The organism is Rubritalea marina DSM 17716 (assembly GCF_000378105.1).
Taxonomy (GTDB): Bacteria; Verrucomicrobiota; Verrucomicrobiia; order Verrucomicrobiales; family Akkermansiaceae; genus Rubritalea; species Rubritalea marina.
In genome coordinates, this window is record NZ_KB899257.1 from 84,355 (window position 1) to 110,966 (window position 26,612).

The window sequence follows — 26,612 nt, forward strand, 5'->3', positions numbered from 1 at the left end:
AGGTGATCAGATGCTTACCAATAGACACCGTCGTCGTCGAGGAACTTCCCTGGGTTGAGGATGTTGTTGGGATCCATCGCTTGCTTGATACTTTGATGCATCGCATAGTTCACCTCTCCCAAGGCCTGCTTAATCCAGGGTTTCTTTGCCAATCCCACACCGTGTTCGCCAGTAATCGCCCCGCCATTCGAGAGCACCCAGCTGAAGAGTTGATTCAAGGCTGCGTCAGCTCGTTGTTTCGTCTCCGGGTCTGCATAGTCTTCCACCATCAAATTGGTGTGAATATTACCATCACCAGCATGACCAAAACAGGCCACAGGAATCTCTGTTTCATCCTGAAGACCCCGTGCAAATTCCACTAGCTCTACCAACTTACTTCTCGGAACCACAATATCTTCATTCAACTTGGTAAGACCTGTGTGTTTGAGAGAATAGGAAAAATCGCGCCTGAGCTGCCAAATTTGCTCACAGGCGGCTTCATCGGGTGCATCATTGATGTCGAGAGCTCCGATGCCAAATAAGAGATCCTTGAGCCCTTCAAGCTCCTGTTTGACCGACTGCACACGGCCATCGATCTCCACCATCAAATAAGCATCACCTGGAGGCAGGGAATCTTGACCTAGATAATCTCTTGCCGCCGCTAAAGTGAAGGCATCCGTGATTTCTAAAGCACTTGGCAAAACTCCAGCATCAAGAATCGCCTGCACCGCACGAGCTGCAGCGGGGAAGTCTTTAAATGACACACCGAGCATGGCGCGTGTCTCGGGATGCGGGATGATGCGCAGTGTTGCTTCAGTCACAACACCTAGCATCCCTTCGGAGCCACAAATAAGACTACAGAGATCAAAGCCTGTTTTATTCTTATGGCAACGACCACCCACACGCATGATCTCACCACTGGCTGTCACGACCTCAAGGCCGAGCACATATTGTTTGGTCACCCCATACTTTAAACACCGGGGACCACCAGCATTCGTCGCAATGTTTCCACCAATAGAACATTCTTTGAGTGATGCGGGATCGGGTGGGTAATACCACCCAATGTTGCGAGCCGCTTCTTGTAATTCTCCTGTGATGACACCAGGTTGAACGACCACGCAGCCATCTTCAGGATTCACTTCGATGATTTGATTCATGGATGCGACACTGAGGGCAATCCCGCCGCGCAATGGCACACAGCCAGCGACATACCCAACACCTGCACCTCTCGTGTACACCGGAATCTTGTGCTCGTTGGCATATGACAACACTACTGCTACTTGCTTGGTGCTCTTGGCGAAGACCACCACATCAGGTTTTGCTGAGGCATGCCACTTATCGATGCTGTGACTTTCAATGTCTAAATCTACTTGAGAAACGCATTCTTCAGGTATGAGAGCGATAAGGTCTTGATACAATGTCTTCACGAATTCGGACTGTATCTATTATGGAGCTAATGTCAAAATCCACTGACTGATGCAATCATTCTAGCTCACGAGCTTCTCTAATTGAGTTCGGATGGTTTGTTCACTAGCTAGTTTGTTCACACTGTTTATTATATTCTTTTTTTTAGAGAGAAATTTTCTTCATCTTAAGCGTGTGGATAAGTCCCGATTTTCGTCGTAACTCGATCAACCATATAGAGTATGTGCTTGTGAGAAGCGTGTGAATAACTTTGTGGTGTTGTGGTGTTCCGTTCACCGGCCTGCAGAATGACCCAAAAACTTATTCACTGTTGTTCGTAATTCACAAGTTACCCACATACACCTTGACCCTTATAGAGGCTTATTCACAATACCCATATGCATCCCGAATCTCAGCAGTCCGTACCACCAAGTAAGGTGTTTGATCATGCCTATTGGATGCAAGTCGCCATTGATACAGCCTATCTTGGCTTTGGCATGACGAGTCCGAATCCACCAGTAGGTGCAGTGATTGTGAAGGATGGGCTTGAGCTAGGGCGTGGGTACCACAAAAAAGCGGGACTACCACATGCCGAGCGCGAAGCCATCGCTGCTGTTAAAGCCCACCATGGACCCGATGCCTTGAAGGGGGCCACCATTTATGTAACGCTTGAGCCTTGCTCGACGGCTGGCAGAACACCGGCTTGTACAGATGGGATCATCGAACACGGGATGACGCATGTGGTTTACGGTTCAGAAGATCCTAATCCAAAGCATGTGGGTGCAGCGCAGCGCCTTTTGAGCGCCGCCAATATTCAGGTGACAACGGGTGTTCTTGAAGCAGATTGCGATCGTTTGATTCGACGATTTACCAAACACATGACCACAGGCATGCCTTGGGTCATCGCGAAGACTGCCATGAGTCTCGATGGCCGTATCACCCGCCCTCCAAGTGAAGGACAATGGCTCACCGGTCCAGATAGCCGTGAAATCGTGCATCAATTGCGTGCCGAAGTGGATGCCATTGTCGTGGGGGGGAAAACGGTGCGTCGTGATAACCCACGACTCACCTTGCGCAGCCAAACAACGTCTCCTGACAAGGAGCAACCATGGCGTGCTGTCTTGACCCATTCTGGTCGCCAGAGTCTCCCAGAAGAACGACACCTCTTCACGGATGCACATAAAAATAGAACCATTCTGTATCAGGATCAGCCACTTGCTGAAGTGATTCGGGATTTGGGAGATCGTGGTTGCACTGCTGTGCTTCTCGAATGTGGTGGACGATTGATGCGCCAATTTGTCGAAGAAGACCTGATCGATGAATATTACCTTTTTTACGCTCCTATCATTACTGGTGGAGAGGACTTTGGATTTGGCATCGGCCATCATCTGCCACGAAGCTTTAGCCTAGTAGAAGTCCAGTCACAACAAGTCGATCAAGACACACTCATCCGCGGTATTGTGGATCGCTTGCAGTAATCCGATTGCGACCTCGCAACTTCACGCGTCCTTGGCGATGTGATTTATCATCAGCGAATTGCTTATGTTGGCTTATTGGTGTGCAAATGCGCGCACCTTTGGGTCTCTGATTTCAGGCGAAAAACTCCAAAATACGTGGTCATGTTTATAGTGGAATCGGTATATCTCCAAAACGAATCCTATATATTTAGGATAAAAAATAAAATTTTTATAAGTTTTTGCAAATTAGTGGAAAAATTCGCCAAATGGTGATAGAATTTAGCCATTATTCAAAGTACATAAAGACCATATGTGGAGATATTTTAATGTTAGTATTTTAGCGAGTTTCGCGGTAGTTTCCTGCTCCGAAAAACCGCAGGTGGAAGATACAGCGAACGTGGAACCAGCAGCACCTTCTGAGAAGAAGGTTGAGCCGCTTCCTGAGCTTGTATCCTTCAATGAACATATTCAGCCTATTTTGTCGGCGAATTGTTACCATTGTCATGGACCTGATGGTGGTTCGCGTATGCCTGAAGGTGAACCTCTTCGCGTGGACAAAGCAGACGATGTGTTCTCACCTCGTGCCAATGGCAAGCCAGTGGTGGTGAAAGGTGATCCAGATGCATCCTACATGCTTCAGCTCATGGAGACCGATGACGTCAATAAAGTGATGCCACCTGACCCAAGCAAGAGCCCGCACGGCAAGATCATGGATCAGCGCGACATCCAACTCGTGCGCAAGTGGATCGAGCAAGGTGCCGAGTTCGAAGATCATTGGGCATACATTGCTCCTAAAAAGAACGAGCTCCCTGAAGTCGAGAAATCTGATTGGCCACGCAATCCCTTAGACAACTACGTACTTGCGAAGATGGAAGCTGCTGGAGTTGAGCCAAACCCAGAACAGAGCAATGCTCGTCTGCTGCGCCGCCTCTACTTTGATCTCACAGGCCTCCCGCCAGCAGCCGATGAGCTCAAAAAGATTCTCGCAGACACCCGCGATTTTGATGTGGTCTACGCCGAGACCGTAGACAAGCTTCTCAATTCTCAGGAGTACGCCGAAAACTTCGCGCGTCACTGGCTTGATGTGGCTCGCTACGCAGACACCCACGGTATCCACATCGACAACTACCGTTCGATTTGGCCATACCGCGATTGGGTACTTGAAGCGTTCAAGAACAACATGCCCTTCGATCAGTTCACTCGCGAGCAGATTTCCGGTGACATGATGGTCAAAGCGTCAAATGCGCAGAAGGTGGCTACCGGTTTCCTTCGTTGTTTGCCAACCACTGGTGAAGGTGGCTCAATCGCTGAAGAGGTGCGTGCGATGAATATGCAGGACATGACTGATACTGTAGCCGCTACTTGGCTTGGTCTCACCACTGGCTGCGCATCTTGTCACGACCATAAATTTGATGCTATCTCCACCAAAGAGAATTACCAACTTACCGCGTTCTTCAACAACACACCGATGAGCCCGCTGGATGGTAACAACGAAAAGCACCCGCCATATGTGTTCCTTCCGAAGAAAGGTGAAGAAGCATCATTTGATGCCCTCGTTGCCAAGATCAACAAACTCACGCATGAAAGCCGCGTGCACCAACAGCAAAACCACGGCAACTTTGCCAAGTGGCTGACTACTGGTGCCAAGGATGACATGGTGCAGAGCTCAGAGAAACTGCGCACCCTCCGCATCCCACTCAATGGCGAAGCGAATGGTCTCAAGGTAGAAGGTGCCGAAGTGGCTGCCACTCCAAAACAACCAATCCAATGGGTGGATGGTCCAGGTGGTCAAGCTGCGAAGTTCGAGAACAACAACATCATCGATCTCGGGCAAGTCGGCGAATATGAATACAATCAACCATTTGGCTTTAGTTTCTGGATCAAGATCCCTGAGACAAACTCAGCAGGTGTGATCTCCAAGATGGATGCCAAAAACAAGTACCGTGGCTATGACATCTACGTAGAAGGTCAAGGCCTAGCGATGCACGTGGTCGATGAATGGCCAACGCGTGCCCTCAAGGTTTCTTGCACGAAAAAGCTGCCAATCGACACATGGACACACGTGACCGTGACGTACGATGGCTCTGCCACACCACATGGTGTGAAGATGTTCATCAATGGTCAGTCTGAGCGTGTGAGCGCTACCCAAAACACCCTGAAGGATGGCAAGGAAGCTAAAAGCATCAAGACAGACGCACCATTCATCGTGGGATCCCGTTACGGTGCCAATTACTTCAATGGTGGAGCGATTCAGAATATTGAGTTCTTCAACAAGCCGCTCAGTGATGGCGATGCCTTCGCTGTGTATTTCGGACAGAAGTTGGAGAATAGTAAGAAAGACTTCCAGATGGATGATAAAGAGAAGGGTCTAGCCCGTGTCTACTACTTCGAATCAGTCGATCCGAAGTCCAGCGAAATGCATACTGATTTGGTGAATTCCAAGCAGGAGAAGCTCGCCTACGAAGCACGTGGCCACTACAGCCTCGTGATGCAGGAAAAGACCAATTCCAAGCCAACTGCCCAGGTATTGATCCGCGGACAGTACAATGTGAAGGATGATGAGATTCTCAGTGCTGGTACACCAGCGGCGCTTCCTCCAATGACAGAGGATATGCCAAAGAATCGCCTCGGCCTCGGGATGTGGCTCACTGATCCAGCAAACCCACTCCCAGCTCGTGTGACGGTGAACCGTTACTGGTCCTACATCTTTGGTAAAGGGATCGTCGAATCAGTAGGGGACTTTGGTGTCATGGGCAGCCGTCCATCGCATCCAAAACTTCTCGATTGGTTGGCTGTGGATTTTGTTGAAAGCGGTTGGGACATGCACCAACTCATGCGCAACATCGTCACTTCTAGCACCTACCGTCAGTCCGCTGTACTCACAGCTGATAAGATGGTGAGTGACCCGGATAACAAGCTCTACAGCCGTGGTCCACGTTACCGCCTTGATGCTGAGCAGATCCGTGACCTCGCACTCAGTGCTTCCGGTCTCCTGAACAATGAATTTGGCGGCCCTTCGGTGAAGCCGTACCAGCCAGAGAAGATCTGGGAATCCGTGGCGATGCCTACTTCCAACACGCGCTTCTACAAGCGTGACTCGGGCGACAAGGTATACCGCAGATCCATGTACACCTTCCTCAAGCGTACCGCTCCGCACCCAGCAATGGACATTCTTAATGCCCCAATGCGTGAAGTTAGTTGTGTGCAGCGTGAGCTCACCAACACACCGCTCCAGGCTTTTGTGGTCATGAATGATCCGCAGTTTATCGAAGCATCTCGTCAGCTTGCTGACGATGCGATTCAAAACAGCGACGCATTACAAGACCGTGCAAACTGGATCTCTAAGAGACTCCTCAGCCGTGAGCTCACTGGTGAGGAAATCAAGATCATCGACGCAACCTACCAGAAAGCGCTGAAACAGTTTGAAGCAAGCCCAGAGCAAGCTGAAAAGCTCGTCGCTATCGGTGACTCGAAAGCAACCACCACCGAGCAACCAGAGCTCGCTAGCTGGACACTCGTTGCCAGCCAGATCCTAAATATGGACGAAACACTCAACAAATAAAAATCAATGAACTATACGGATATTCTCAAATCAGTTGATCTGACCAACACTGCTGTAAGCCGCCGTCAGTTCTTTAGAAACAATGCAATGGGCCTTGGTGCTGCTGCGTTGACCTCTTTACTCCCTAAAGAATTGATGGGCGCTGCTGGTAAGGTCACCGGGCAGCCAAACTTCGAGCCAAAAGCCAAGCGTGTGATCTACATCTCACTCATTGGTGGTCCCTCGCAGTTCGAAATGTTCGACCACAAGCCGATGCTCAAAAACCAATACAAGAAGGATATCAAAGACTTCTTGGTGGCTTCCGGGCAGCGACTCACCGGCATGACTGCCGGGCAGGCTTCCTTCCCTGTGGCACCATCATTTGCTGACTTCAAGCAATACGGTGAGTCTGGGGCATGGGTTTCTGATACCCTTCCTAATATCGCGAAGATGGTGGATGACATTTGTATCATCAAAACCATGCAAACCGATGCGATCAACCACGAGCCGGCGAACCAGCTCATGTACACTGGTTCGATGCAGGCTGGTAAGGCATCCCTTGGTTCCTGGCTTTCTTACGGTTTAGGTTCATTGAACAATGACCTACCAACATTTTGTGTGTTGCACGCAGATCCTTCTGTGCCGAATGGCAACACTCAGGCGATCTCATCGCGCCTATGGGGAACTGGATTCCTTCCTGGTAAACACGCAGGGGTGAACCTTCGTTCTCAGGGAGATCCTGTGTTGTACCTCAAAGACGCTCCAGGCATCGATCGCAACATGCGTCGCAACATGCTTGATGGCCTCTCTGCACTCAACCAAAAGACACTCCAGCAGGTCGGTGACCCAGAAATTCAGACCCGCATGGAGCAGTATGAAATGGCATATCGTATGCAGATGTCTGTTCCAGACCTCACTGACATGAGTGATGAGTCTGAGCACACATACGAGCTCTATGGTGAGGAAGCTAAGACACCAGGTTCCTTCGCATACACTGCTCTCATGGCACGACGCCTCGCTGAGCGTGGCGTGCGATTCACTCAGATTTTCCACCGCGGTTGGGACCAACACGTCAACCTACCAACAAACCTTGGGCACCAGTGCCGCGATATCGACCGTGCATGTTACGGCTTGATTCAGGATCTTAAGCAGCGTGGCCTCCTAGAGGACACACTCGTAGTATGCGGTGGTGAGTTTGGCCGCACGGTGTACTCACAGGGTGTGCTCAACGAGACCACCTACGGGCGTGACCACCACCCACGTTGTTTCTCAATGTGGATGGCAGGCGCAGGTGTTAAGGGTGGTATGGTGTACGGTGATACCGATGAGTACTCCTACAACATCATCACCCCAGACCAGAAGATGCACGTGCGTGACCTTCACGCTACCATCCTCGAGCGTAGCGGCCTAGACTTCCATAAGTTCAGCTACCTCCACCAGGGGCTCGAGCAGAAGATTACAGGAGTCGAGCCAGCACGTGTGGTGACGGACATCCTTCATAGCTCGCATATGGCGGGCCACGGGTAACGATTGAAGTTCTCATAAGGCAACCCAGAGTCCGGAAACGGGCTCTGGGTTTTTTGTGCTTTTGTTTTGCCTATGCTCGTTTCTCCAGTGGCAATGAAGACTGCACCTGATGGGTGAATGCTCTAGCAAACCATCAGGAATTCGACACAAAAAACCCCGTGAGGCTAATGCCTCACGGGGTTCGATAAATGAAGTGTTTGCTGCTACATCTTGCGGCGGCGCAGAAGCACAGCCAAGCCACCCAAACCAAGCAAGGCGGTTGAGCTAGGTTCAGGCACTGCTACTGAGTCCGCTGTCACGACATTCAGTGTCATGAAGCCAATGCCAAAGACATCTGAACCCGGGTCCACATTTTCAAGAGTGAAGCTGGTGTTATTGATTGCCCCCACAGGGTTTGAGGTAGCGATAGTAGCCCCACTATTGATCGAGGCGTCACCTTCCCCGTATGCTTGGAATGCGCCAAATGTGATGTTTGTGAAGACTGAACTAGGGCCAGGGTTAAAGTTGATAGTCGCTGAGAGTGATTCACCGGAATCAATGAATGCAGTAGCACCATCTGTGATGGTTACTTGGCCGCCAGTAAAGCCGAGTGTGCCAGTTGAAGTGTAGTCCACGCTGAAGTTGATCGATTCGGTACCTGTACCACCAATCAAGGAAAGATCCATGGTGTAGGTGTAGTTTACTGACATTGCACTTGTGCCAACACCCGTAGGACCTGTTGCCACAAATGTGTTTAAGCCACTGTCATTGCCACCATTCGCAGCTGTGTTGGTGGTGAGGTTGTCGAATACTTGGTCCACACCTACATAGGTGGCACTGTACCCAGAGAGTGTTGTCAGCCCGAGGGCTAGTAGTATCATTGTGTGTTTTTTCATAGGTGGTTTTTAGGGTTGTTGTAAAGTCCTGTCATGTAGTTAATAATGACTATCAATAATTCACAAGAATATTGTCACAGTTGACCATCCTCATTTTATGGGATTTGCGCATTGGATGCGGATTTCGCTGTCGACGCGAGGCGCGCACAAAAAACCCCGTGAGCCTAACGCTTCACGGGGTACGATAAATGGAGTACTTGCTGCTACATCTTGCGGCGGCGCAGAAGCACAGCCAAGCCACCCAAACCAACCAAGGCGGTTGAGCTAGGTTCAGGCACTGCTACTGAGTCCGCTGTCACGACATTCAGTGTCATGTAGCCAATGTTCGCACGGTTAGCTGCATTTACATCCACGTTTTCATATGTGAATGTGTTACTATTGATCACTACATATGGGTTGTCATTGGTGACAGCAGTCCCACTGTTGACGGAAATGTCACCGGCGCCATAGCTTTGGAATGCGTTGAACGTAACATCTGTAAACACAGTAGTCGGAGTAAAGTTGATAGTAGCCGTTATGGACTCACCGGGATCTGTGGCAGTCGTATCACCACCAACGACTGCAACTTGTGCACCAAAAAACCCTAAAGTTCCAGCAGAGGTGTAATCGACACTAAAATTGAGTGTTTCTGTTCCGGAGCCACCAATCAAGGAGAGATCCATGGTGTAGGCGTAGTTGATCGACATGGCGTTGGTACCATCACCAGTATAGCCAGTAGAGGTAAAGGTGTTGAGCCCACTATCGTTGCCGCCATTAGCTGCTGATATGGTCGCTGCACTACTGAATAATTGGTCTACAGCAATGTAAGTCGCACTGTAAGCAGATAGGCTGGTGAGCCCTAGGGCCATCAGCATCATTGTGTGTGTTTTCATAGTCGGTTGTTTGTATGGTTATTATAAATAACTGGTTTGTAGGTAATAATGACTATAAAAAGTTCACAAGGATATTGTCACAATTAACTATCCTCATTTTATAGGATTCGCGCATTGGTTGCGGATTTCGTTGTCGACGCGAGGTGCGCACAAAAAAAGACACCTGTTTCCAGGTGCCTTTCAGAGATTTGCTTACAGCAACTGCTATTCGTTTACTTACGACGGCGCACGAAGGCGAGACCGCCAAGCGTGAGACCAAGAAGCGCAGTGCTTGATGGTTCTGGTACTGCGGCCAAGCTATTGTGGCTGCATCAGCCTTGGGGGATCTCGCACTTGATATTGTTTGTTGATCTGTTACGTGCTGTGGGACGCCGCCATGGATTCCTTATTTCCAGAACATCGCCCGGCTCTTGTGCTGGCGCCGATGCAAGACATCACCGACAAGCCCTTCATGGAGGTGATCAATGGTTATGGTGGTCCCGATTACTATGTGACCGAGTATTTTCGCGTGCACAAGGACTCGACGCTGGAGAAGAAGATTTTGCGCTCGATTGATCTCAATACCACGGGTAAGCCAGTCTTTGCTCAGATGATTGGGCAGGACATTCAGGCATTGGTGCGTTCGGCTCGGCACTTGATGGATCATCCGGTGGCGGGGGTGGATCTCAACCTCGGTTGCCCAGCTCCCACGGTGTACCGTAAGAATGCAGGGGGGGGCTTGTTGCGCAACTTAGCGCATGTGGATCGTATTCTCGGCGAGTTGCGCGATTGCATTGAGGGGCGCTTCACCGTGAAGACCCGGGTGGGATTCGAAACCCATGAGGAATTCGATGAGATCCTGAGTGTTTTCAAAAAGCACGCCATTGATGTGCTCACGATCCATGGGCGCACCGTGCGCGAGCAATACAAGACACCGGTGCACGACGAGCTCGTTGCTCAGGCGGTGCAGGAGATGTCCTGCCCAGTGATCGCCAATGGCAATGTGGTGAATGTGGCCACTGGAAGGGCCTACCATGCCAAGACCCAAGCCGCAGGCCTGATGATTGGCCGCGGTGGCATCCGCAGTCCTTGGTTGTTCCAACAGCTGATTGATGGCTACGAAGGTCGAGAGCCCAGCGTGCCGACCCGCCGAGACCTTCACGGCTACGTTACCAAGCTCTACCACGCCGTGGCGGCTGAGGCTAAAGACTACCTTGAATCGAGTCACGTCAACCGCATGAAGAAGTACATGGCGTATATTGCTCAGGGGATTGATGCAGAATTTGAATATCAAATCAGGCGTGCCAAAAGTGAACAAGAATTCTTCGGCATCTGTGATCGTTTCATGCTCAGCAATCAGCCGCTGCCAGACGCGCCTCCTGTTGAGTCGAAGCTTTTCTCTGGCTTTTCAAAGCTACTTGATCGCTGAGATACTGCCATACTTGGGAGGTGGTGATTCTATCTTTCTCGTAGATACTCAGGACTTTCTATGGCGCTCTACTGCCGTGACTAAAAAGTCGTGCAATTCTGGTTTGGCTCGTTATGGTGCGCAGCAAATCAAATTTCACAGAGAACTATCATGAAAGTAGCAATCGTAATGGGAAGTAACTCGGATTGGCCAACAATGAAATTGGCGGCTGAGGCGTTGGACAAGTTTGGTATCGAGTACGAGGCAAAGGTCGTTAGTGCGCACCGCACCCCGATTGGTATGGTAGAATTTGCCCAACAGGCTGAGGAGAATGGCTTTGATGTGATCATTGCTGGTGCTGGTGGTGCGGCACACCTTCCGGGAATGATTGCCGCGATCACCACGCTGCCGGTGCTTGGCTGCCCGGTGAAGTCCAGTGCTCTCAATGGTCAGGACTCCCTACTTTCCATCGTCCAGATGCCAAAGGGCATCCCAGTGGCAACCTTTGCCATTGGCCCAGCAGGTGCCGCGAATGCTGGCTTGTTTGCCGTGAGCATGCTCGCTGGACGCAGCCCAGAGCTCAATGCGAAGCTCAAAGCCTACCGTGAAGAAATGGTGGAGATGGTGGCGCAGATGAAGCTCGAAGACTAAACCCTTTCAATTCACACTGCTATGGCTGAGCAAGTATTCCTTCCAGGGTCGACGATTGGTATTTTAGGTTCCGGCCAATTGGCGCGTATGATGACCCAGGCAGCTTTGCCATTGGGTTACAAGGTGGTGGCATGGTCTGGTGGTGCCGACAGCGCCTCCGTGGACCGAGAGGTCGACCAAGTGATCTCAGCCAGCTACGACGACCAAGCCGCCTTCGCGGAATTCGTGGAGAAGGTGGACGTCTGCACCGTTGAGACCGAGAAGCTCCCGCCGGCATTGATGCAGGCGGTGGCCGAAAAGGTGGTGCTGCGTCCGAATGCCAAGGCCGTAGAAATCACTGGCAACCGCGAGCTTGAACGCAATTTCTTGGCATCCATCGATGCCGACCAAACAGCGTTCCACGTGGTCGACACCCCTGAGCAGCTCAGCGCAGCCTTCGCGGCGCTCGATGGCAACTGCGTGGCAAAGACCGCAACCGACGGCTATGATGGCAAAGGCCAGTGGCGCTTGAAGAGCGAGGAAGATCTCGCCGCCTGCATCGCCGATTGGAATGCTTCCTGCCGACTCGTGGTGGAAGGCTTTGTCCCATTCACCATGGAATGCTCCGTGGTCGTCGCGCGTAACCCGCAGGGAGATGTGCAAGCCTACCCGCTGGTGGAGAATGTCCACCGCCACCACGTGCTCGACGTGTCGATCCTGCCGGGTCGCGTCGGCCAGCAAGTGGCGGAGCGCGCTCAGGTGCTCGCAGAAAAAGTCATCTCGGGCCTCGACTACGTGGGCATCCTCGCGGTCGAGCTTTTCGTGCTGCCAGACGGCGGCGTCTGGGTCAATGAGATCGCCCCACGCCCGCACAACTCCGGCCACGCCACCAATGACGGCTGTGTGACCTCACAGTTCGAACAGCACGTGCGCGCGATCTGTGGCCTACCACTCGGCGAACCACGCCCGCACGGAGTCACCGTCATGGTCAATCTCCTCAGCGACATCTGGAAGGACGACAAAGACGCCTTCAACAACCCAGAGATCGCGGCCCTCACCGGCGCCAAGTGGCACTTCTATGAAAAAGAATGGAAGGCCGGCCGCCGCAAGCTCGGCCACGTCAACTTCGTCGAACCGACACTCGAAGCAGCCCTCGAACAAAGCGAGAAGCTTCGCTCGGTGTTGTTTGAGTAAGTAGGCAGTAGCCCCGACAGGTCGGGGTGAATCTACGATTCAAGAGTAGTCAGTAGAGAGGGGGGCGCAAGCGATTGACGCGATGGCCCTAGCTTCTGCTGAGCCGTTCTACACATTCCTCACTCCTCATTCGTAATTCCTCATTGGAAGGCGAAGCCTGACCTAGCTTCGCTGCGCTCTGAACTTCCTCAGTTGGTCTTTCTTACTGAGGTATGAACGGGCGTCGTCTTCTTCGAGCCATTGTTGGAAGTCCGCCGATTCGTCTTCGGAAAGTTCAGCAGGGCGGCTGGTTTGCTTCACTCGAATGCTTGGGAACTGGATCGGTTCTACCTTATCGCGCTCTACCCAAATACCGATGAGCCATTGGACCGCACACACCAGCATCACGATCATACATACGGTTTCTAGCGCTCCTTGTTTGGAGGCGTATGCCAGCATGCCGTTCTGTTGAGTCTGCATTGTTTGGTAAAAGTGATAACCAGCTTCGGTCTCTGGATTGGGCCAGATCAAATCGTGCGCATTGATGTAGAAAAGTGCTGTAATGATAAATATCAGCGGACTAACAATCTTGTAGGGATGCATGATGTTAGAACTATTCTGAGATACGCAGTTCTAGCAAGGAGAATTGGTCATAACCCAAAACCCATGATGCTCAGTATTGATGGCAGGGCTGGTTCTTCTCTTGCAGCTAGGGATGAATTATAGATTCACGAACCGAGCGGCTGAGTTGGCTGTGTATTTTGATGTCGTTTTGAAGCTAGGCGGCAGGCCGCTATCGCCAAAGGTGATTCACATACCAGCCCAGTCAAAGGCGTAGCCGCATGGCTGGGTGTGTTGGGATAAATATGTGTGTTGTCTGAAGGGAACTACATAAGCATAGGCAAAACGTGTCTCATTAGCCTGAGCTGTGTGACTTATATAGTAGGCCTTCAGCCTACTATTCTTATTTTTCGTGAACCTAGGGTTGCGCGCGGCTTTGCCGCTCTGACCCTAGGCTCCGATTCCGCTAAAGCTTCGAAGAACGCGTGATATATGTATCGCCTTCAGCGATGTGATTTATCAATAGCAGCACCCGAGTGTACCTCACTCCTCATTCGTAATTCCTCATTGGAAAGCCATCCTTGGCTCACAAAGAGTTAAGAGGAAGCCTAGGCGTTCTAACCTAGGCTTCCTTATTGTTGAGCTTTAGCTTTCCAGGTCGAAGCGGTCGGCGTTCATGACCTTGGTCCAGGCGGCGATGAAGTCGTGGACGAATTTCTCTTTGTTGTCGTCTTGGGCGTAGACTTCGGCGTAGGCGCGCAGGATCGAATTCGAGCCGAGGACGAGGTCGACGCGTGAGGCGGTGAACTTGACGGCATCGCTCTGGCGGTCGCGGATTTCGTAGCTGTTTTTACCTGTGGGTACCCAGTCGTTGTTCATGTCTACGAGGTGGACGAAGAAGTCATTACTGAGGCATCCAGGCTTGTCGGTAAAGACGCCGACGGGTGAGTTGCTATGGTTGGCACCGAGGACACGGAGGCCGGCAATGAGCACGCACATCTCCGGGGCGCTGAGGTCCATGAGCTGGGCGCGATCGAGCAGTAGTTCTTCAGGTTGCACCGCGTAGTCATCTTTTTGCCAGTTGCGGAAGCCATCGTGCAAGGGCTCTAGGTGCGCGAAAGACTCTGCATCAGTCCAGGCGGCTGAGGCGTCACCTCGACCTGATGTGAAGGGTACGGAAGCATCGACTCCTGTGGCTTTGGCAGCGCGTTCGATCGCGACATTCCCACCGAGAACAATGAGATCGGCGATGCTAGCTCCGGTTTCTTTAGCAATCTGGTTGTACACCGCGAGCACGCGCTCTAGCCGCTCGGGTTCGTTGCCTTCCCACTGGCATAGTGGGGTGAGTCGGATGCGGGCACCATTGGCGCCACCGCGCTTGTCAGAATGGCGGAAGGTGCGGGCGCTGTCCCAGGCGGTCGCCACTAGATCACCAGTGCTAAGCCCGCTATCGGCAATGAGTGATTTAGCTGCTGCCACATCGTAGTCGTGATTGCCATTGGGCACGGGGTCCTGCCAGATGAGGTCTTCACGGGGGGCCTCGGGGCCAATGTAGCGCGTTTTTGGCCCGAGGTCACGGTGGGTGAGCTTGAACCAAGCACGGGCGAAAACTTCGGAGAAGTAGGCAGGGTCGGCATGGAAGCGTTTGGAAATTTCTAGATAGATCGGATCCTCCCGCATTGCCATGTCGGCATCCGTCATGATCGGGTTGTAGCGGACCGATGGATCTTCGACGTCGGTCGGTTTGTCTTTTTCGGCAATTTCTGTTGGTTCCCATTGCCAGGCTCCTGCTGGGCTTTTCGCAAGCTCCCATTCGTGGCCGAGCAACATGTCAAAGTAGCCGCCGTCCCACTGTGTCGGGTGGGTGGTCCAGGCTCCTTCAATCCCGCTGGTTACGGTATCGTTGCCGATGCCGCGTCCATCCTTGTTCAGCCAGCCCATGCCTTGGTTTTCGATGGCGCCTGCTTCTGGCTCGGGGCCCAGCTTGGAGGCGTCGCCGCGGCCGTGTGCCTTGCCCACGGTGTGACCACCGGCGGTGAGTGCCACGGTCTCTTCATCATTCATGGCCATGCGGGCAAAGGTGACGCGAATGTCTTGAGCGGTTTTGACGGGATCGGGTTTGCCATCTGGACCTTCAGGATTGACGTAAATAAGTCCCATCATCACCGATGCGAGTGGGTTTTCGAGTTCGCGCTCACCGGAGTAGCGGCTACCTTCGCTGCCACTTGGTGCCAACCATTCTTTTTCTGAACCCCAATAAATGTCTTTCTCTGGGTGCCAGATGTCCTCGCGGCCAAAGGCAAAGCCGAAGGTTTTTAGTCCCATTGATTCGTAGGCGATGGTGCCAGCGTAAGCGATAAGGTCAGCCCAGCTCAGCTTGTTACCGTACTTCTTTTTGATCGGCCAAAGTAAGCGACGCGCCTTGTCGAGGTTGGCATTGTCTGGCCAGGAATTGAGTGGTGCGAAGCGCAGGTTTCCTGTGGCAGCGCCTCCTCGACCATCAGCCACGCGGTATGTCCCAGCAGCATGCCAAGTCATGCGAATCATCAAGCCGCCATAGTGCCCCCAGTCTGCCGGCCACCAATCCTGGCTGTCGGTCATTAATGCGGTGAGGTCGGCTTTGAGTGCCTTAAAGTCTAATGATTTCAGTTCCTCACGATAGTCAAATCCACTGCCCATGGGGTCGGGTTTGCTGTCGTGTTGGTGGAGGATGTCTAGGTTGAGGTTTTTTGGCCACCAGAAGGTGTTGGGTGTTTCGGAGCTTGTGGTCGCACCATGATGGAATGGGCACTTGCCGGCTTGTTTTTGATCTGACATGGGAGTTCAGTTTAGGGTTTGATGGTGATCGATCATAAATACCTTATTTCACGGTTTCACCATGCACTAAGGTATTGAGCAAAAATTCTTCTAGCAAGTTAATACTAAATAGAAGTGGTCTTGCTCGTTGGTCTCAGCCCTACTGTGATTGCAAAAAAATGAGCCCAATCGCGTTTTACCGTGATTGGGCTCTTGAAAGATTAGGCACAGAGTCAGGAAATTCCCCCCGAAATACTGACTCTGGCCGAAAGACAAGCAGTGCTTGCTTTCTGATGTTGTTTTTAATCAACACCTTGTGATTGTTCAAGTGGTTTTTTGTATATTCTTGCTATTCAAATAACAGGTGGAATTTCTACTATTGTAAGTCGTTTAAATTTAATTATCTGCAAAACAAATTCAATTATCACCATGCGAAAAAAAGTTTAAAGCTACGGGGAGAAGAGTGCAGGGTTTTGACAAAGAAAGAGCCCAATCACTTTTCAGTAATTGGGCTCTTGAAAGATTAGGCACAGAGTCAGGAAATTCCCCCCGAAATACTGACTCTGGCCGAAAACAAGCACTGCTTGCTTTCTGAGATTATTTATACGCTTGAGAGCAAGATTGTACAAGTATTTTTTTGAACAATCTTGCTATTTGTGACGATTTTCGAAAAACGAATGTTTGATTCTAACTGCGTGTATCTAATTGATTGGCAGTGAGTAGTGGGGAGGGCGTGGGTCGGTTTAGATCATGCCGAGCTTCATCTTGCCTTCTTCGGTGATCATGTCCTGGCTCCAGACTGGGTCCCAGACGAGGTCCACCTGAGCGTCTTCGATTTCATCGAGTGACATGATGCGCGCTTGTGCGTCTGCTGCGATGACGGGGCCCATGCCGCAGCCGGGAGCGGTGAGGGTCATCTTCACATTGACTTCTGTTTTACCATTGTCGTTCTCGGTGAGCACGCAGTCGTATACGAGCCCTAGGTTGACGATGTCGACCGGAATTTCTGGATCGTAGACTTCCTTGAGTTGGCCCCAGACTTGGTCTTCGAGTGGCGCGTCCTTGAGTTTATTGATGTATTCTTTCTTTTCTTGAACTTCGGCTTCATCGATACCGAGGGCATCTGCGTCATTGGCTGAGATGCGTGCGAGGCCGGCTTGGGTGGCAACGGTGAAGCTACCTCCGAGTGTTTGTGTGACGACGATTGGAGTGCCTTGTGGCAGGGTGATGGCATCGCCGCTCGGGATCTGGATTGCTTCGACTTCGCGTTCGAGAATGATTTCTTGATTCATGCGGGTAGTTTGCTGCGGAGTGGCCAAGTTGCAAGTGTATTGTGATCGGTTGGAAAGTGAGCAGGTGACATCACTGTGACATCGTCGGTGTCGCTAGATACTCAATCTATTCATTGGGATGATGAGGTGGGCAGGAAACTTCGGACGTGACTTACTCATTGATTACGCTACATCACAGAGTGAAATGAGTTCCTTTACCCCGTTTAGAGAAAAGATGGAGCAGGCCAATGTGAGCGAAGCTGCCATTTTGAGTTTTGAGCGCAATTATCATTCCTTGCTCTCTGGTGCCTCCTCCGAAATCCGCGAATCTTCCATTGAGCCGGTTGCGGACCTCCCAATGTTAGAAGACATTGCTAGAGAGGGAGAAAGTTACAATCCAGAGTATTTGGCGAAGACCGTGGTGATCAAGCTCAACGGTGGTCTCGGGACGAGCATGGGATTGCAGAAGGCTAAGAGCCTGCTTGAGGTCAAGCCAGGTGCCACATTCCTCGACGTGATTGTGGACCAGATTTCCTACCTCCGTCAGTCTACTGGCGCCCCAGTGAAGTTTCTTTTAATGAACAGCTTTAGCACATCGGAAGACACGCTATCTCATTTATCACAACACGAGGACCCATCATTTTCGGCGAAGGAAGAGGTGGAGTTGATGCAGAATCAAATTCCAAAGATCGACGCGGCGAGCATGGCTCCTGCGAGCAATCCAGACAACTCAGATCTTGAGTGGTGTCCGCCGGGTCATGGCGACTTGTACGCTGCGATTGAAGGTTCTGGCTGGTTGGATAAGCTCTTGGCTGATGGCGTGCAGTACGCTTTTATGTCGAACTCTGACAACCTTGGCGCAGTTCTTGATCCAAGTATTTTGCGCTACTTTGCAGAGAGCGGTAAGCCTTTCCTCATGGAAGCGACGCGTCGCACCGAAGCAGACAAGAAGGGTGGTCACCTTGCGGTGCGTGTGGAGGATCAGCAGATGTTATTGCGCGAAGTGGCGCAGACTGCAGATTCAGACCTCGCGGAATTTCAGAACGTGGAGAAGCATCGCTACTTCAACACCAACAGCCTGTGGATTGATCTCGCGGCTCTCAAGGCGGCGTTGCAGGAGCACGGCGGGGTGATGCCACTGCCAGTGATCATCAACAAAAAGACGGTGGACCCACGGAATAAAGCGTCCACACCTGTGTACCAGTTGGAGACTGCGATGGGAGCAGCCATCGAGTGCTTCCAGGGAGCGGGTGCGATCTGTGTCCCGCGTTCGCGCTTTGCACCGGTGAAGACTACCGCAGACCTCTTTGCCCTTCGTTCGGACGCATACACCACCACGGAAGATGGACGGGTTGCCCTCATTCCTGAGCGCAATGCCAAGCCACCAATTGTCAGCCTTAGTGATGCATACAAGTTGGTAGATAGCCTGGGTGGGCTCGGTATTCCATCGCTTCGAGCTGCTGATAAATTGAGTATCACAGGGCCGGTGCGCTTCTGCGATGATGTCACCATACGCGGTGTGGTGAGCATCGAAAATACCACCGAGGAACTTTCCTGGGTGGCCAGCGGGATTTACCAAAATGAGACGGTGACAATTTAGTCATTTTACCGGTCATATTTCTTGATTTAATTCAGCATCATCAGGGCAATGAATCAGTTTCATTGCCCTTTTTGTTGATTGAAATCTATGGAAATTATGGGGATTTCTGCCATTATGCGTATTTCGTCTTACGGTAATTTCATGATGTGCAAACTTCTGGCTTGCAGTGTGATCAGCTAATGGGCATACGGAGGCATATGGAACAGTTCACCTCACTAGAAATCCCTGAATCTGGTTATTCCGCAGTTATTTTCGACCTTGATGGTACCTTGGTCGATTCCATGCCAGCACACTTTGCTGCTTGGTGTGAAGCTCTCAGCGCAAATGGCGCTCCCAAAGATGTGTTCCCCGAGGATGTGTTCTACTCCATGGGGGGGCGCCCTACGAAGGACATCGTGGCAGAACTCAATGGTGAGTTTAATTTGAGCCTCGACCCAGAGGTTATCTCCTCTGCCAAGCGCAAGGCATTCTTGCAGGGGCTGGGTAAAGTGAAACTCAATGAAGAAGTGATTGCTTTCGCGCGCTCGCTCCGAGGCAAGATGCCACTTGGCATCGCTACTGGCGGCAGCCGTGAGGTGGTTGAGGCTACTCTCAAGCAGCTTGAAATTGGTGACCTTTTCGACGAGGTGGTGACGGCTGATGATGTGGTATGCGGCAAGCCAGCTCCTGATGTGTTCCTTGAAGCTGCTGATAAACTGGAAGTAGAGCCTGAGCAATGTCTTGTGCTCGAGGATGCTGCACCTGGCATCATGGCTGCGCAGACGGCTGGGATGACAGTGGTACGCGTTCCTGCGCCACTGTGTTTGGTCGACTAGATTCTTTTTACTGACGGAAAGCTGCAACCTATTGGAGTTTCGTGTGTTTGAATACACATGCAGAAACTCCTCATTGCAGCAGTCAGTATGTTGGCCATTGTGCCAGCATGGTCTCAGCAACGAGTGCGCCCGGTTGATCTTGGTGTGCTCAACACCCCACTAGGCACGGAGAGCGTGCGTTGGTACACTACTTGGAGTAGTGGCCTCGCCGAGGCTCAGCGCAGCAATAGGCCAATTTTCTTTTTTGCTGCCGCTGCGCAATGCTCGAACATTTCGGGCACGTTTTGACCGGGCTACAAGAATGTGGAGATCAGTTTGCTCTCCGACCCAGAGTTTGTGGCTGCCAGCAAAGACTATGTGTGTGTTCGTTTAGAGACCTATGAGAGTGAGTCCACGCAGCAGCGCATTCGCAGTCTCTTGGACGGCAAGATGAAGAACACCGCCTTTGTGGTGTACTCACCGGATGCTAGCGAGAAACTCACGCGCTCAGGCCGCAGTCCCTACCGGATTTTTGGTGGTGGTGATGGGAACAACGCCTCGGTGATCGCGGGGATGGAGAAGATTGCGAGTCGTTACCCTCAGAGGAATACACAAGAGGCTCCCTTGCTTCAGGACTTTGATAGCTTTAAGCAAGCATTGAATGTGGCGGCGGCAGATCAGCGCTTGCTTGTGCTCAGTATCGGCGCCAAGCCAGAGACAGTGGCGACGCTGCGCAAGGTGGCCAATCATCCAGAACTCGCTGGGCGCTTGCACTTCGACCAAGTTGGAGATGGGGATCGCGGCTGGCAATCTAAAGTGGGAGTTGAGACACTTAGCCAAGGGATCGTGGTGATCCAAGCGGATCGATTCGGACAGACTGGCAGGGTAGTGCAGGAGGTGGCATTGAACACCTCATCTGATGTTCTCAGCAAGACGCTTGTACAGCTTCATGCGCAATATCGCATGCGCGAAGAACGCCAGCACTACGGCAATCACATCCGCCAAGGGCGCCGCGAGGGTATCAACTACCACAACAGCATGCCCCATGGCGAAGACCACGATGGCGATGGAAAAATAGATTCCAAACGTGGTAAGAGAAGGCCTTCATCGTGATGGTCAAAGTGACACTTGTTGCTCGATCGTGCCGTCTACGACGGTGTAGGTGCGGTCGCCTAGGGTGGCGAGCGAGGTGTCGTGGGTGACGACGACGAGTGCGGTGTTGTCCTCGGTGGTGAGTTCGATGAGCAATTGCATGATTTGATCGCCATTCTTCGAGTCGAGGTTGCCGGTTGGTTCGTCGGCAAAGACCAGTTTGGGTTTGTTGATCAGAGCGCGGGCAATGGAGACGCGTTGTTGTTCTCCGCCTGAGAGCTCGGCGGGGAGGTGGTCAAGCCGGTGTCCGAGGCCGACGCGTTCCAGCACCGTTTTGGCGGCGGCTGCAGCGTCTCTGCCGCCAATGAGTGCCGGGATCATGACATTCTCGAGTGCGGTGAGCTCCGGCATCAGGTTGAAGTTTTGAAAAATGTAGGACATCGTGGCATTGCGTAGCTTTGCCTGTTTGTTTTTGCTGATGCCATAGAGGTTGGTGCCTTCGACAGTGACGGTGCCTTGCTCTGGGCGTTCCAATCCAGCGAGGGTGTACATGAGCGTTGTCTTTCCTGCGCCTGAGGGGCCGCAGAGGAAGATTTTTTCGCCGGCCTCGATGCTGAGGTCGATGCCACGGAGCACTTCGATGCGCTTCTTGCCGATGGTGTAGCCACGGTGAACGTTCTGGGCGGTGATGAGGCTCATGGTTGGGAGTGTGAATTGCTAAGTGGGGCGTGTGAAGGCCTAACTTATGACTTCTATAAATCAATCCAGAGAGATTTGAGGTAGGCCTCGCCGCTGTATTCTTCGGGCATCGGCAGGGCGGAGACTTGGTGTTTTTTGCGTAGCTTGAGGGTGGCTTCTTGTTGGAATTCGCGGATGCTGAGCTTGCGACAATTGGTGGATGCTAAGATCCAACCACCGGGCTCGAGACACTGTGATGCGAGGTCTACCAGGCGGTGGTAGTCTTTTTCGACGCGGAAGACCTTGCCGTCCTTATCGCGTGAAAAGGTCGGCGGGTCGAGGATGATACCGTGAAAGCTGCGGCCTTGTTTGGCAAAGCGGCGCAGCCAGTGGAAGGTGTCGCCTTTGCAGAAATAATGTTCCTCGGGAGATTTGTCATTGAGGCTGAGGTTTTCCTTGGCCCAGTCGAGGTAGGGCTGCGAGAGGTCGAGCGTGGAGGTGGTGGCGCCACCCATGGCGGCTGATACCGAAAAGGCTCCAGTGTAGGCAAAGGTGTTGAGGACGCGCTGGCCTGAGGTGGCGCGCTGGCGCACCCGCTTGCGGTTCTCGCGTTGGTCGAGGAAGATCCCTTGCGAGTAACCAGACTGGAAGCTGATCTTGTAGTCGATCCCCGATTCCTTCGCGGTGAATGCTTCGTCCTGTGCTGGGCCGGCGAGGTGGCTAGGGCTTTCCTTTTGGTGTTGGTCGAGTCGCTTCCAGTAGACAGTTCTACCAGATTCTAACATGTAATCTCTCACTTGTGGTGGTAGATGTGATGTTCTGGATGAAAGAAGCCATCGATCCGCAAACGTTTCGAGGAAGATACCGTCGATGCCATCACCGATTCCGTCGAACAAGCGGAGCGCATCAGTGTTGGCATCCAGCAGGTGGGATCGCTTGTTAATGGAAGTTTCGAAGAGTTGATAGATAGTATCGTTCATAATGATTCTCGTTGTGTCACTATTGTGACGAGAGTTATGCAGAAAGAGGATTTGTGTGATTGCTATCTCATTTCTTGATTCTATGATCCAGTGCGAAATGAGTAACTTGTCACCCCTATTGAAAGAAGCCGTTACCAATGGAGATTTGCTGGAGTCTTCTTTGGAAAATATCTCCTCCCTCCTTGCTGGTACAGACTCACCGATTGCGCAAGCAGCGATTGATGAACTGGTGGCTCAGCAAGCATGGGAAGAACTCAATGATCGATTTTACAAGACCCTAGTGTTTGGCACAGGTGGTTTGCGTGGCCGCACCGTGGGCAAGGTAGTTACCGAGGCCGAGCAAGGCGCAGGTGGCCCACTTGAGCGACCAGAGCATCCCTGTGTGGGCACAGCTACCATGAACTTCTACAATGTGGGGCGTGCGATTCGCGGTATGATTGCTTACTTGAAGAACTACCTCGCAAGCGAGGGGATCGAGCGCAAGCCGAGTTTTGCTTTTGCGCACGACACACGCCATTACTCCCGCGACTTCGCAGAATTTTGTGCCAAGGTCTGCACGGATCTTGGCTGTGACGCCTACCTTTTTGAAGCGTCACGTGCGACGCCACAGCTATCGTTTTTGATTCGTGAGCTACGATTGGACGCTGGGGTGGTGCTCACAGCGAGCCACAACCCAGCACACGACAATGGCTTCAAGGCATACTTCAACCAAGGTGCCCAGCTTGTTGAGCCGCACGCTGGTGGCGTGCTTGAAGAGTTCCAGTCGGTGACTCAAGAAGCCTACGAAGCGCTTCCAGCCGATCAGCAAGGCACACTCACCGTGCTAGGAGCAGAGGCAGACCGCCGCTACATGGACAAGCTAAAGACGCTGTTATTGCGTCCGGATTTACTTGAGAATGGTGGGGCTAAGGTGGTCTTCACCAACCTCCACGGCACAGGAGGTCACATTTCAGTGCCAATGCTTCGCGAGCTCGGCTTCGATGTCCTCACGGTGGATGAGCAAGACGGCGAGGATGGTCGCTTCCCAACGGTGGCTTCTCCAAACCCTGAGAACGCACCAGCTCTCGCGATGGCGATTGAGGTGGCGGAAAAGGAGCACGCTGAGATCGTGATCGGCACCGACCCTGACTGCGACCGCATGGGCGTGGCCGTGCGCAATGATGCTGGCGAAATGCAGCTGCTCACAGGCAATCAGATCGGTTCATTGATGGCTTGGTACCGCACCAAGACGATGTTTGACCTCGGGATCCTCAACGATTCGAACCGTGGTCATGCGTGCTTGATCAAGACTTATGTGACTACTGAGCTACAGACCGCGATTGCGGACAAGTATGGCGTCAACATGGTGGACACACTCACCGGCTTCAAATTCATTGCCGACAAACTTCAGAAGTATGAAGACGGCATTCCAGCTGACAAGAAAGGCGAGTACCGCGACCTGAGTGAAGAGGAGAGCCGTAAGTTGAGACTCGAGTATTCTCGTTTCTTCATCTTTGGTGGTGAGGAATCCTACGGCTACCTTGGTGCTGACTTTGTGCGCGACAAGGATGGCAACATGGCGGCTGTCATGTTTGCAGAAGTCGCGGCATACGCGAAGAGCCAAGGCATGACCATTGCTGGTCTTCTCGATGAAATCTACTTAGAATTCGGATTCTACTTAGAAGACGGAAAAGCGATGGTGATGGAAGGTGCAGAAGGTGCCGCCCAGATCAAAGCGCTCAATGAGTCCTACTCCAACAAGCCACCAAGTGAGGTGGATGGCGTGGCCGTTGCCCGAGTCCGTGACTTTGCTAAAGAACAGTTTGAAGACAGTGAGGGCGACAGCATCCCGAATGCAGGCATGCTGATTGTGGAGCTGGTGGATGGCCGTTCCTTTGCGGTTCGACCATCAGGCACCGAGCCGAAGATCAAGTTCTACCTCTTCGGTAAGGATGAGCCAGCTGCGGATCTCGACGCGAGCAAGCAAAAGGTTCGCGACGGCCTCGTAAGCCTCTGGAGCGCACTTGAGGCCGACGCTCAAACAAGAATGGGCTAGGCTGCCTAGCATCCGGTTCAACGTGTTAGGTTGTTACGTTTTACGTAGCCGAATGCGCACGAACCAGAATGATTCAAAAACCTAGGGTGCCTCGTGGAGCCCTGGGTTTTTTACGTCTCACTCAGAGCCTTCGGCAATGGTTTGTGGAGTGTGTCTCCAAAGATGGCTAAGTATAGCCTATGAGTGAGCAGAGGAGAGAAAGAACACTAGCCCTGAAGGTTCGACACAGATATTATCTTGTGAAAATCCGTTCTGCCGTTAGCAATAGTGTGCCATGTTTGGCTAACAATTATTCGATGAGTGTATTTAACCAACAAAGAAAGAGATGAAATATAAGATCCAAGAAAAGTCCCAATGCAGATGGTGTGAAGGAATAACAAAGCAGGGAATAGGGCCTATAAAAAGGCCAAATTGGAATAGATGGCAATGTTGCAATTGTGGAGCCATTGGTTATAATGATTTACCATCTGAAGAGGAGTTGAATGAATTGTATCTTAATGCATGGGTTGAGAATGATACATCTGATCGGTTTGCAACAGGGTCAACGGATTTAGGTATTAGCCGTTCTTTGTTAAAATCTGTCCAATTCAACCATGATGGGAGATGTCTCGATTACGGTGGTGGTACAGGACAACTTGCTTCTGTTTTGGTAGAATTTGGGTGTGTCGATGTGTATGTTTTTGAGCCTTATGGTAATAATCCTGGGCTATCTATATCTTGGGTGAAAGACCTAAGAGTACTGGATGGAGAAAAATTTGATTGGATCTTTATGACCGAGGTAATTGAACATATTACTGATCCTGTTGCTGAGCTTGCCAAAGTGTATAATTTGTTATCTGATCATGGTGCGCTTGTTATTACTACACCAAATTCATTAGGTTGGCGTGCGAGAATCGAGCGGTTTAGATGGAGAGAGTCCCAGAATCCAACACATATAAATCTATTTTCTGAGGTAGCACTGAAAAAGTGTTTGAGTGAAGCAGGATTTTCGAATATCAAGAGATGTTACCAACCTGTTCAATATAAAGCCTCTGGGCTCAAAAGATTCCTCTTATCGATTACTCAGGTGTTAGGAGTTGATGGTGGATTGAGAATCATTGCAAAAAGGTAAGAATTGGCTATATTTTACAGCCCAATCCTAACCGGAACCTAAGCTATTTCCTACACCGAAAAATTGTTTTTCAGAGCTCCACAGATGAGATGTAAGCTTCCCCTGAACTGAGACATTTCTAAAGTAGAGGTTTTCGTTCATAAAGAAGCAAAATGAAACGAAGCAAATACAGTGAGACTCAGATCGTCTCCATCTTAAAGGAAGCCGATGCAGGAATAAAAGTAAGCGACGTATGTCGCAAGCATGGGATTAGCCAGCCAACTTATTACAAGTGGAAGAGCAAATACGGAGGGTTAGGTGTCTCCGAGCTTAAGCGAATCAAGGAGCTAGAAGCTGAACATAGTCGTCTTAAGCGCATGTATGCTGATCTAGCTATGGTGAACAATGCGCTTAAATCGTTGATTGAAAAAAAGCTCTGAAGCCAGTCGAAAAGAAAGAAGCAGTCGACTGGCTTGTGCTTGAAGGAGGACTAACCAAGTCCAAAGCTTGCCAAGCTCTTCAGCTATCTCGTTCTAGTTTTTACCGAGGAGTTACAGATCGCTTACGACGTGATAAGCCAGTCATCGACAGGCTTAATAGTGTTGTAAGTAAACATAGCCGATGGGGATTCTGGAAGTGCTACCACTGGATGAGGCAGCATGGTGATAGCTAAAACCACAAGAAGGTCTGGAGAGTCTATAAGGATCTAGACCTCAATCTTCCAAGACGCAAAAAGAAGCGTCTTCCACAGAGAGTGCAGCAACCTTTGAATGTCTCGTCAGAGCCACATGTAATGTGGTCGATGGACTTCATGAGTGACAGCCTCTATCATGGAAGGAGATTTCGAACACTTAATGTGATAGATGAAGG

The 26,612-nt window shown here is 51.4% G+C and carries 21 protein-coding genes and 1 pseudogene; 13 read left to right on the plus strand and 9 right to left on the minus strand.

The features are described from left to right. Positions 1-14: 14 nt before the first annotated feature. On the minus strand, positions 15-1,406 hold the full coding sequence (locus tag F454_RS0109815) for an FAD-binding oxidoreductase (RefSeq protein WP_018970485.1): 1,392 nt from the start codon (positions 1,404-1,406) through the stop codon (positions 15-17). A gap of 375 nt (positions 1,407-1,781) precedes the next feature. Here F454_RS0109815 and ribD point away from each other — a divergent pair, with 375 nt between their 5' ends. The 3 genes from ribD to F454_RS0109830 all read left to right on the plus strand — a co-directional run bounded on the left by ribD (position 1,782) and on the right by F454_RS0109830 (position 7,908). After that, a complete protein-coding gene (gene ribD, locus F454_RS14840; RefSeq protein ID WP_018970486.1) occupies positions 1,782-2,861 on the plus strand; it encodes a bifunctional diaminohydroxyphosphoribosylaminopyrimidine deaminase/5-amino-6-(5-phosphoribosylamino)uracil reductase RibD in 1,080 nt (359 codons plus the stop codon). A 289-nt stretch (positions 2,862-3,150) separates the two neighbouring features. Then, entirely contained in the window at positions 3,151-6,402 is a 3,252-nt protein-coding gene (locus F454_RS0109825) for a DUF1553 domain-containing protein (protein ID WP_018970487.1), read from the plus strand. 87 nt (positions 6,403-6,489) lie between these two features. Continuing rightward, a complete protein-coding gene (locus F454_RS0109830) occupies positions 6,490-7,908 on the plus strand; it encodes a DUF1501 domain-containing protein (RefSeq protein ID WP_018970488.1) in 1,419 nt (472 codons plus the stop codon). 203 nt (positions 7,909-8,111) lie between these two features. Here the strand turns inward: F454_RS0109830 and F454_RS0109835 are convergent, their stop codons facing one another. From F454_RS0109835 to F454_RS16745, 3 genes are all read right to left on the minus strand, one after another. After that, the gene (locus F454_RS0109835) at positions 8,112-8,783 is read right to left on the minus strand and encodes a PEP-CTERM sorting domain-containing protein (protein ID WP_018970489.1); all 672 of its coding nucleotides are present in this window, start codon (positions 8,781-8,783) and stop codon (positions 8,112-8,114) included. 203 nt (positions 8,784-8,986) lie between these two features. Next, entirely contained in the window at positions 8,987-9,655 is a 669-nt protein-coding gene (locus F454_RS0109840; protein ID WP_156817239.1) for a PEP-CTERM sorting domain-containing protein, read from the minus strand. 212 nt (positions 9,656-9,867) lie between these two features. Then, entirely contained in the window at positions 9,868-9,951 is an 84-nt protein-coding gene (locus tag F454_RS16745) for a PEP-CTERM sorting domain-containing protein (protein ID WP_083912956.1), read from the minus strand. Between the two features lie 80 nt (positions 9,952-10,031). Here F454_RS16745 and F454_RS0109845 point away from each other — a divergent pair, with 80 nt between their 5' ends. The 3 genes from F454_RS0109845 (at position 10,032) to F454_RS0109855 (ending at position 12,866) form a co-directional block, all read left to right on the plus strand. After that, a complete protein-coding gene (locus F454_RS0109845) occupies positions 10,032-11,063 on the plus strand; it encodes a tRNA dihydrouridine synthase (RefSeq protein WP_018970491.1) in 1,032 nt (343 codons plus the stop codon). Positions 11,064-11,210: 147 nt separating this feature from the next. After that, a complete protein-coding gene (purE, locus tag F454_RS0109850) occupies positions 11,211-11,693 on the plus strand; it encodes a 5-(carboxyamino)imidazole ribonucleotide mutase (RefSeq protein WP_026292832.1) in 483 nt (160 codons plus the stop codon). 21 nt (positions 11,694-11,714) lie between these two features. Then, the gene (locus F454_RS0109855) at positions 11,715-12,866 is read left to right on the plus strand and encodes a 5-(carboxyamino)imidazole ribonucleotide synthase (RefSeq protein WP_018970493.1); all 1,152 of its coding nucleotides are present in this window, start codon (positions 11,715-11,717) and stop codon (positions 12,864-12,866) included. A 162-nt stretch (positions 12,867-13,028) separates the two neighbouring features. On the opposite strand, the gene F454_RS0109860 is transcribed toward F454_RS0109855, so the two are convergent. The 3 genes from F454_RS0109860 to sufT all read right to left on the minus strand — a co-directional run bounded on the left by F454_RS0109860 (position 13,029) and on the right by sufT (position 17,494). Beyond that, positions 13,029-13,448, minus strand: a complete 420-nt coding sequence (locus F454_RS0109860; RefSeq protein WP_018970494.1) for a hypothetical protein — start codon at positions 13,446-13,448, stop codon at positions 13,029-13,031. 603 nt (positions 13,449-14,051) lie between these two features. Beyond that, a complete protein-coding gene (katG, locus tag F454_RS0109870; RefSeq protein WP_018970496.1) occupies positions 14,052-16,223 on the minus strand; it encodes a catalase/peroxidase HPI in 2,172 nt (723 codons plus the stop codon). 722 nt (positions 16,224-16,945) lie between these two features. Next, on the minus strand, positions 16,946-17,494 hold the full coding sequence (gene sufT / locus F454_RS0109875) for a putative Fe-S cluster assembly protein SufT (RefSeq protein ID WP_018970497.1): 549 nt from the start codon (positions 17,492-17,494) through the stop codon (positions 16,946-16,948). Positions 17,495-17,678: 184 nt separating this feature from the next. On the opposite strand from sufT, the gene F454_RS14845 reads away from it, so the two are divergent. From F454_RS14845 to F454_RS0109895, 4 genes are all read left to right on the plus strand, one after another. Next, positions 17,679-19,073, plus strand: a complete 1,395-nt coding sequence (locus tag F454_RS14845) for a UTP--glucose-1-phosphate uridylyltransferase (protein WP_033367832.1) — start codon at positions 17,679-17,681, stop codon at positions 19,071-19,073. Positions 19,074-19,270: 197 nt separating this feature from the next. After that, a complete protein-coding gene (locus F454_RS0109885) occupies positions 19,271-19,888 on the plus strand; it encodes an HAD family hydrolase (RefSeq protein WP_018970499.1) in 618 nt (205 codons plus the stop codon). A 57-nt stretch (positions 19,889-19,945) separates the two neighbouring features. Continuing rightward, the gene (locus F454_RS0109890) at positions 19,946-20,176 is read left to right on the plus strand and encodes a hypothetical protein (RefSeq protein ID WP_018970500.1); all 231 of its coding nucleotides are present in this window, start codon (positions 19,946-19,948) and stop codon (positions 20,174-20,176) included. A 15-nt stretch (positions 20,177-20,191) separates the two neighbouring features. After that, a complete protein-coding gene (locus F454_RS0109895; RefSeq protein WP_018970501.1) occupies positions 20,192-20,980 on the plus strand; it encodes a hypothetical protein in 789 nt (262 codons plus the stop codon). 3 nt (positions 20,981-20,983) lie between these two features. On the opposite strand, the gene F454_RS0109900 is transcribed toward F454_RS0109895, so the two are convergent. After that, entirely contained in the window at positions 20,984-21,658 is a 675-nt protein-coding gene (locus tag F454_RS0109900; protein WP_018970502.1) for an ABC transporter ATP-binding protein, read from the minus strand. Positions 21,659-21,711: 53 nt separating this feature from the next. Beyond that, the gene (locus F454_RS0109905) at positions 21,712-22,617 is read right to left on the minus strand and encodes a class I SAM-dependent methyltransferase (RefSeq protein ID WP_018970503.1); all 906 of its coding nucleotides are present in this window, start codon (positions 22,615-22,617) and stop codon (positions 21,712-21,714) included. Between the two features lie 97 nt (positions 22,618-22,714). On the opposite strand from F454_RS0109905, the gene F454_RS0109910 reads away from it, so the two are divergent. The 3 genes and pseudogenes from F454_RS0109910 to F454_RS16670 all read left to right on the plus strand — a co-directional run. Further along, on the plus strand, positions 22,715-24,652 hold the full coding sequence (locus F454_RS0109910) for a phospho-sugar mutase (RefSeq protein ID WP_026292835.1): 1,938 nt from the start codon (positions 22,715-22,717) through the stop codon (positions 24,650-24,652). Between the two features lie 325 nt (positions 24,653-24,977). Next, positions 24,978-25,763 (plus strand): class I SAM-dependent methyltransferase, encoded by a 786-nt coding sequence (locus tag F454_RS0109915; RefSeq protein ID WP_018970505.1) that lies wholly within the window; start codon positions 24,978-24,980, stop codon positions 25,761-25,763. Positions 25,764-25,915: 152 nt separating this feature from the next. Next, positions 25,916-26,612 (plus strand): annotated as a pseudogene (locus tag F454_RS16670) (transposase); the annotation flags it as partial.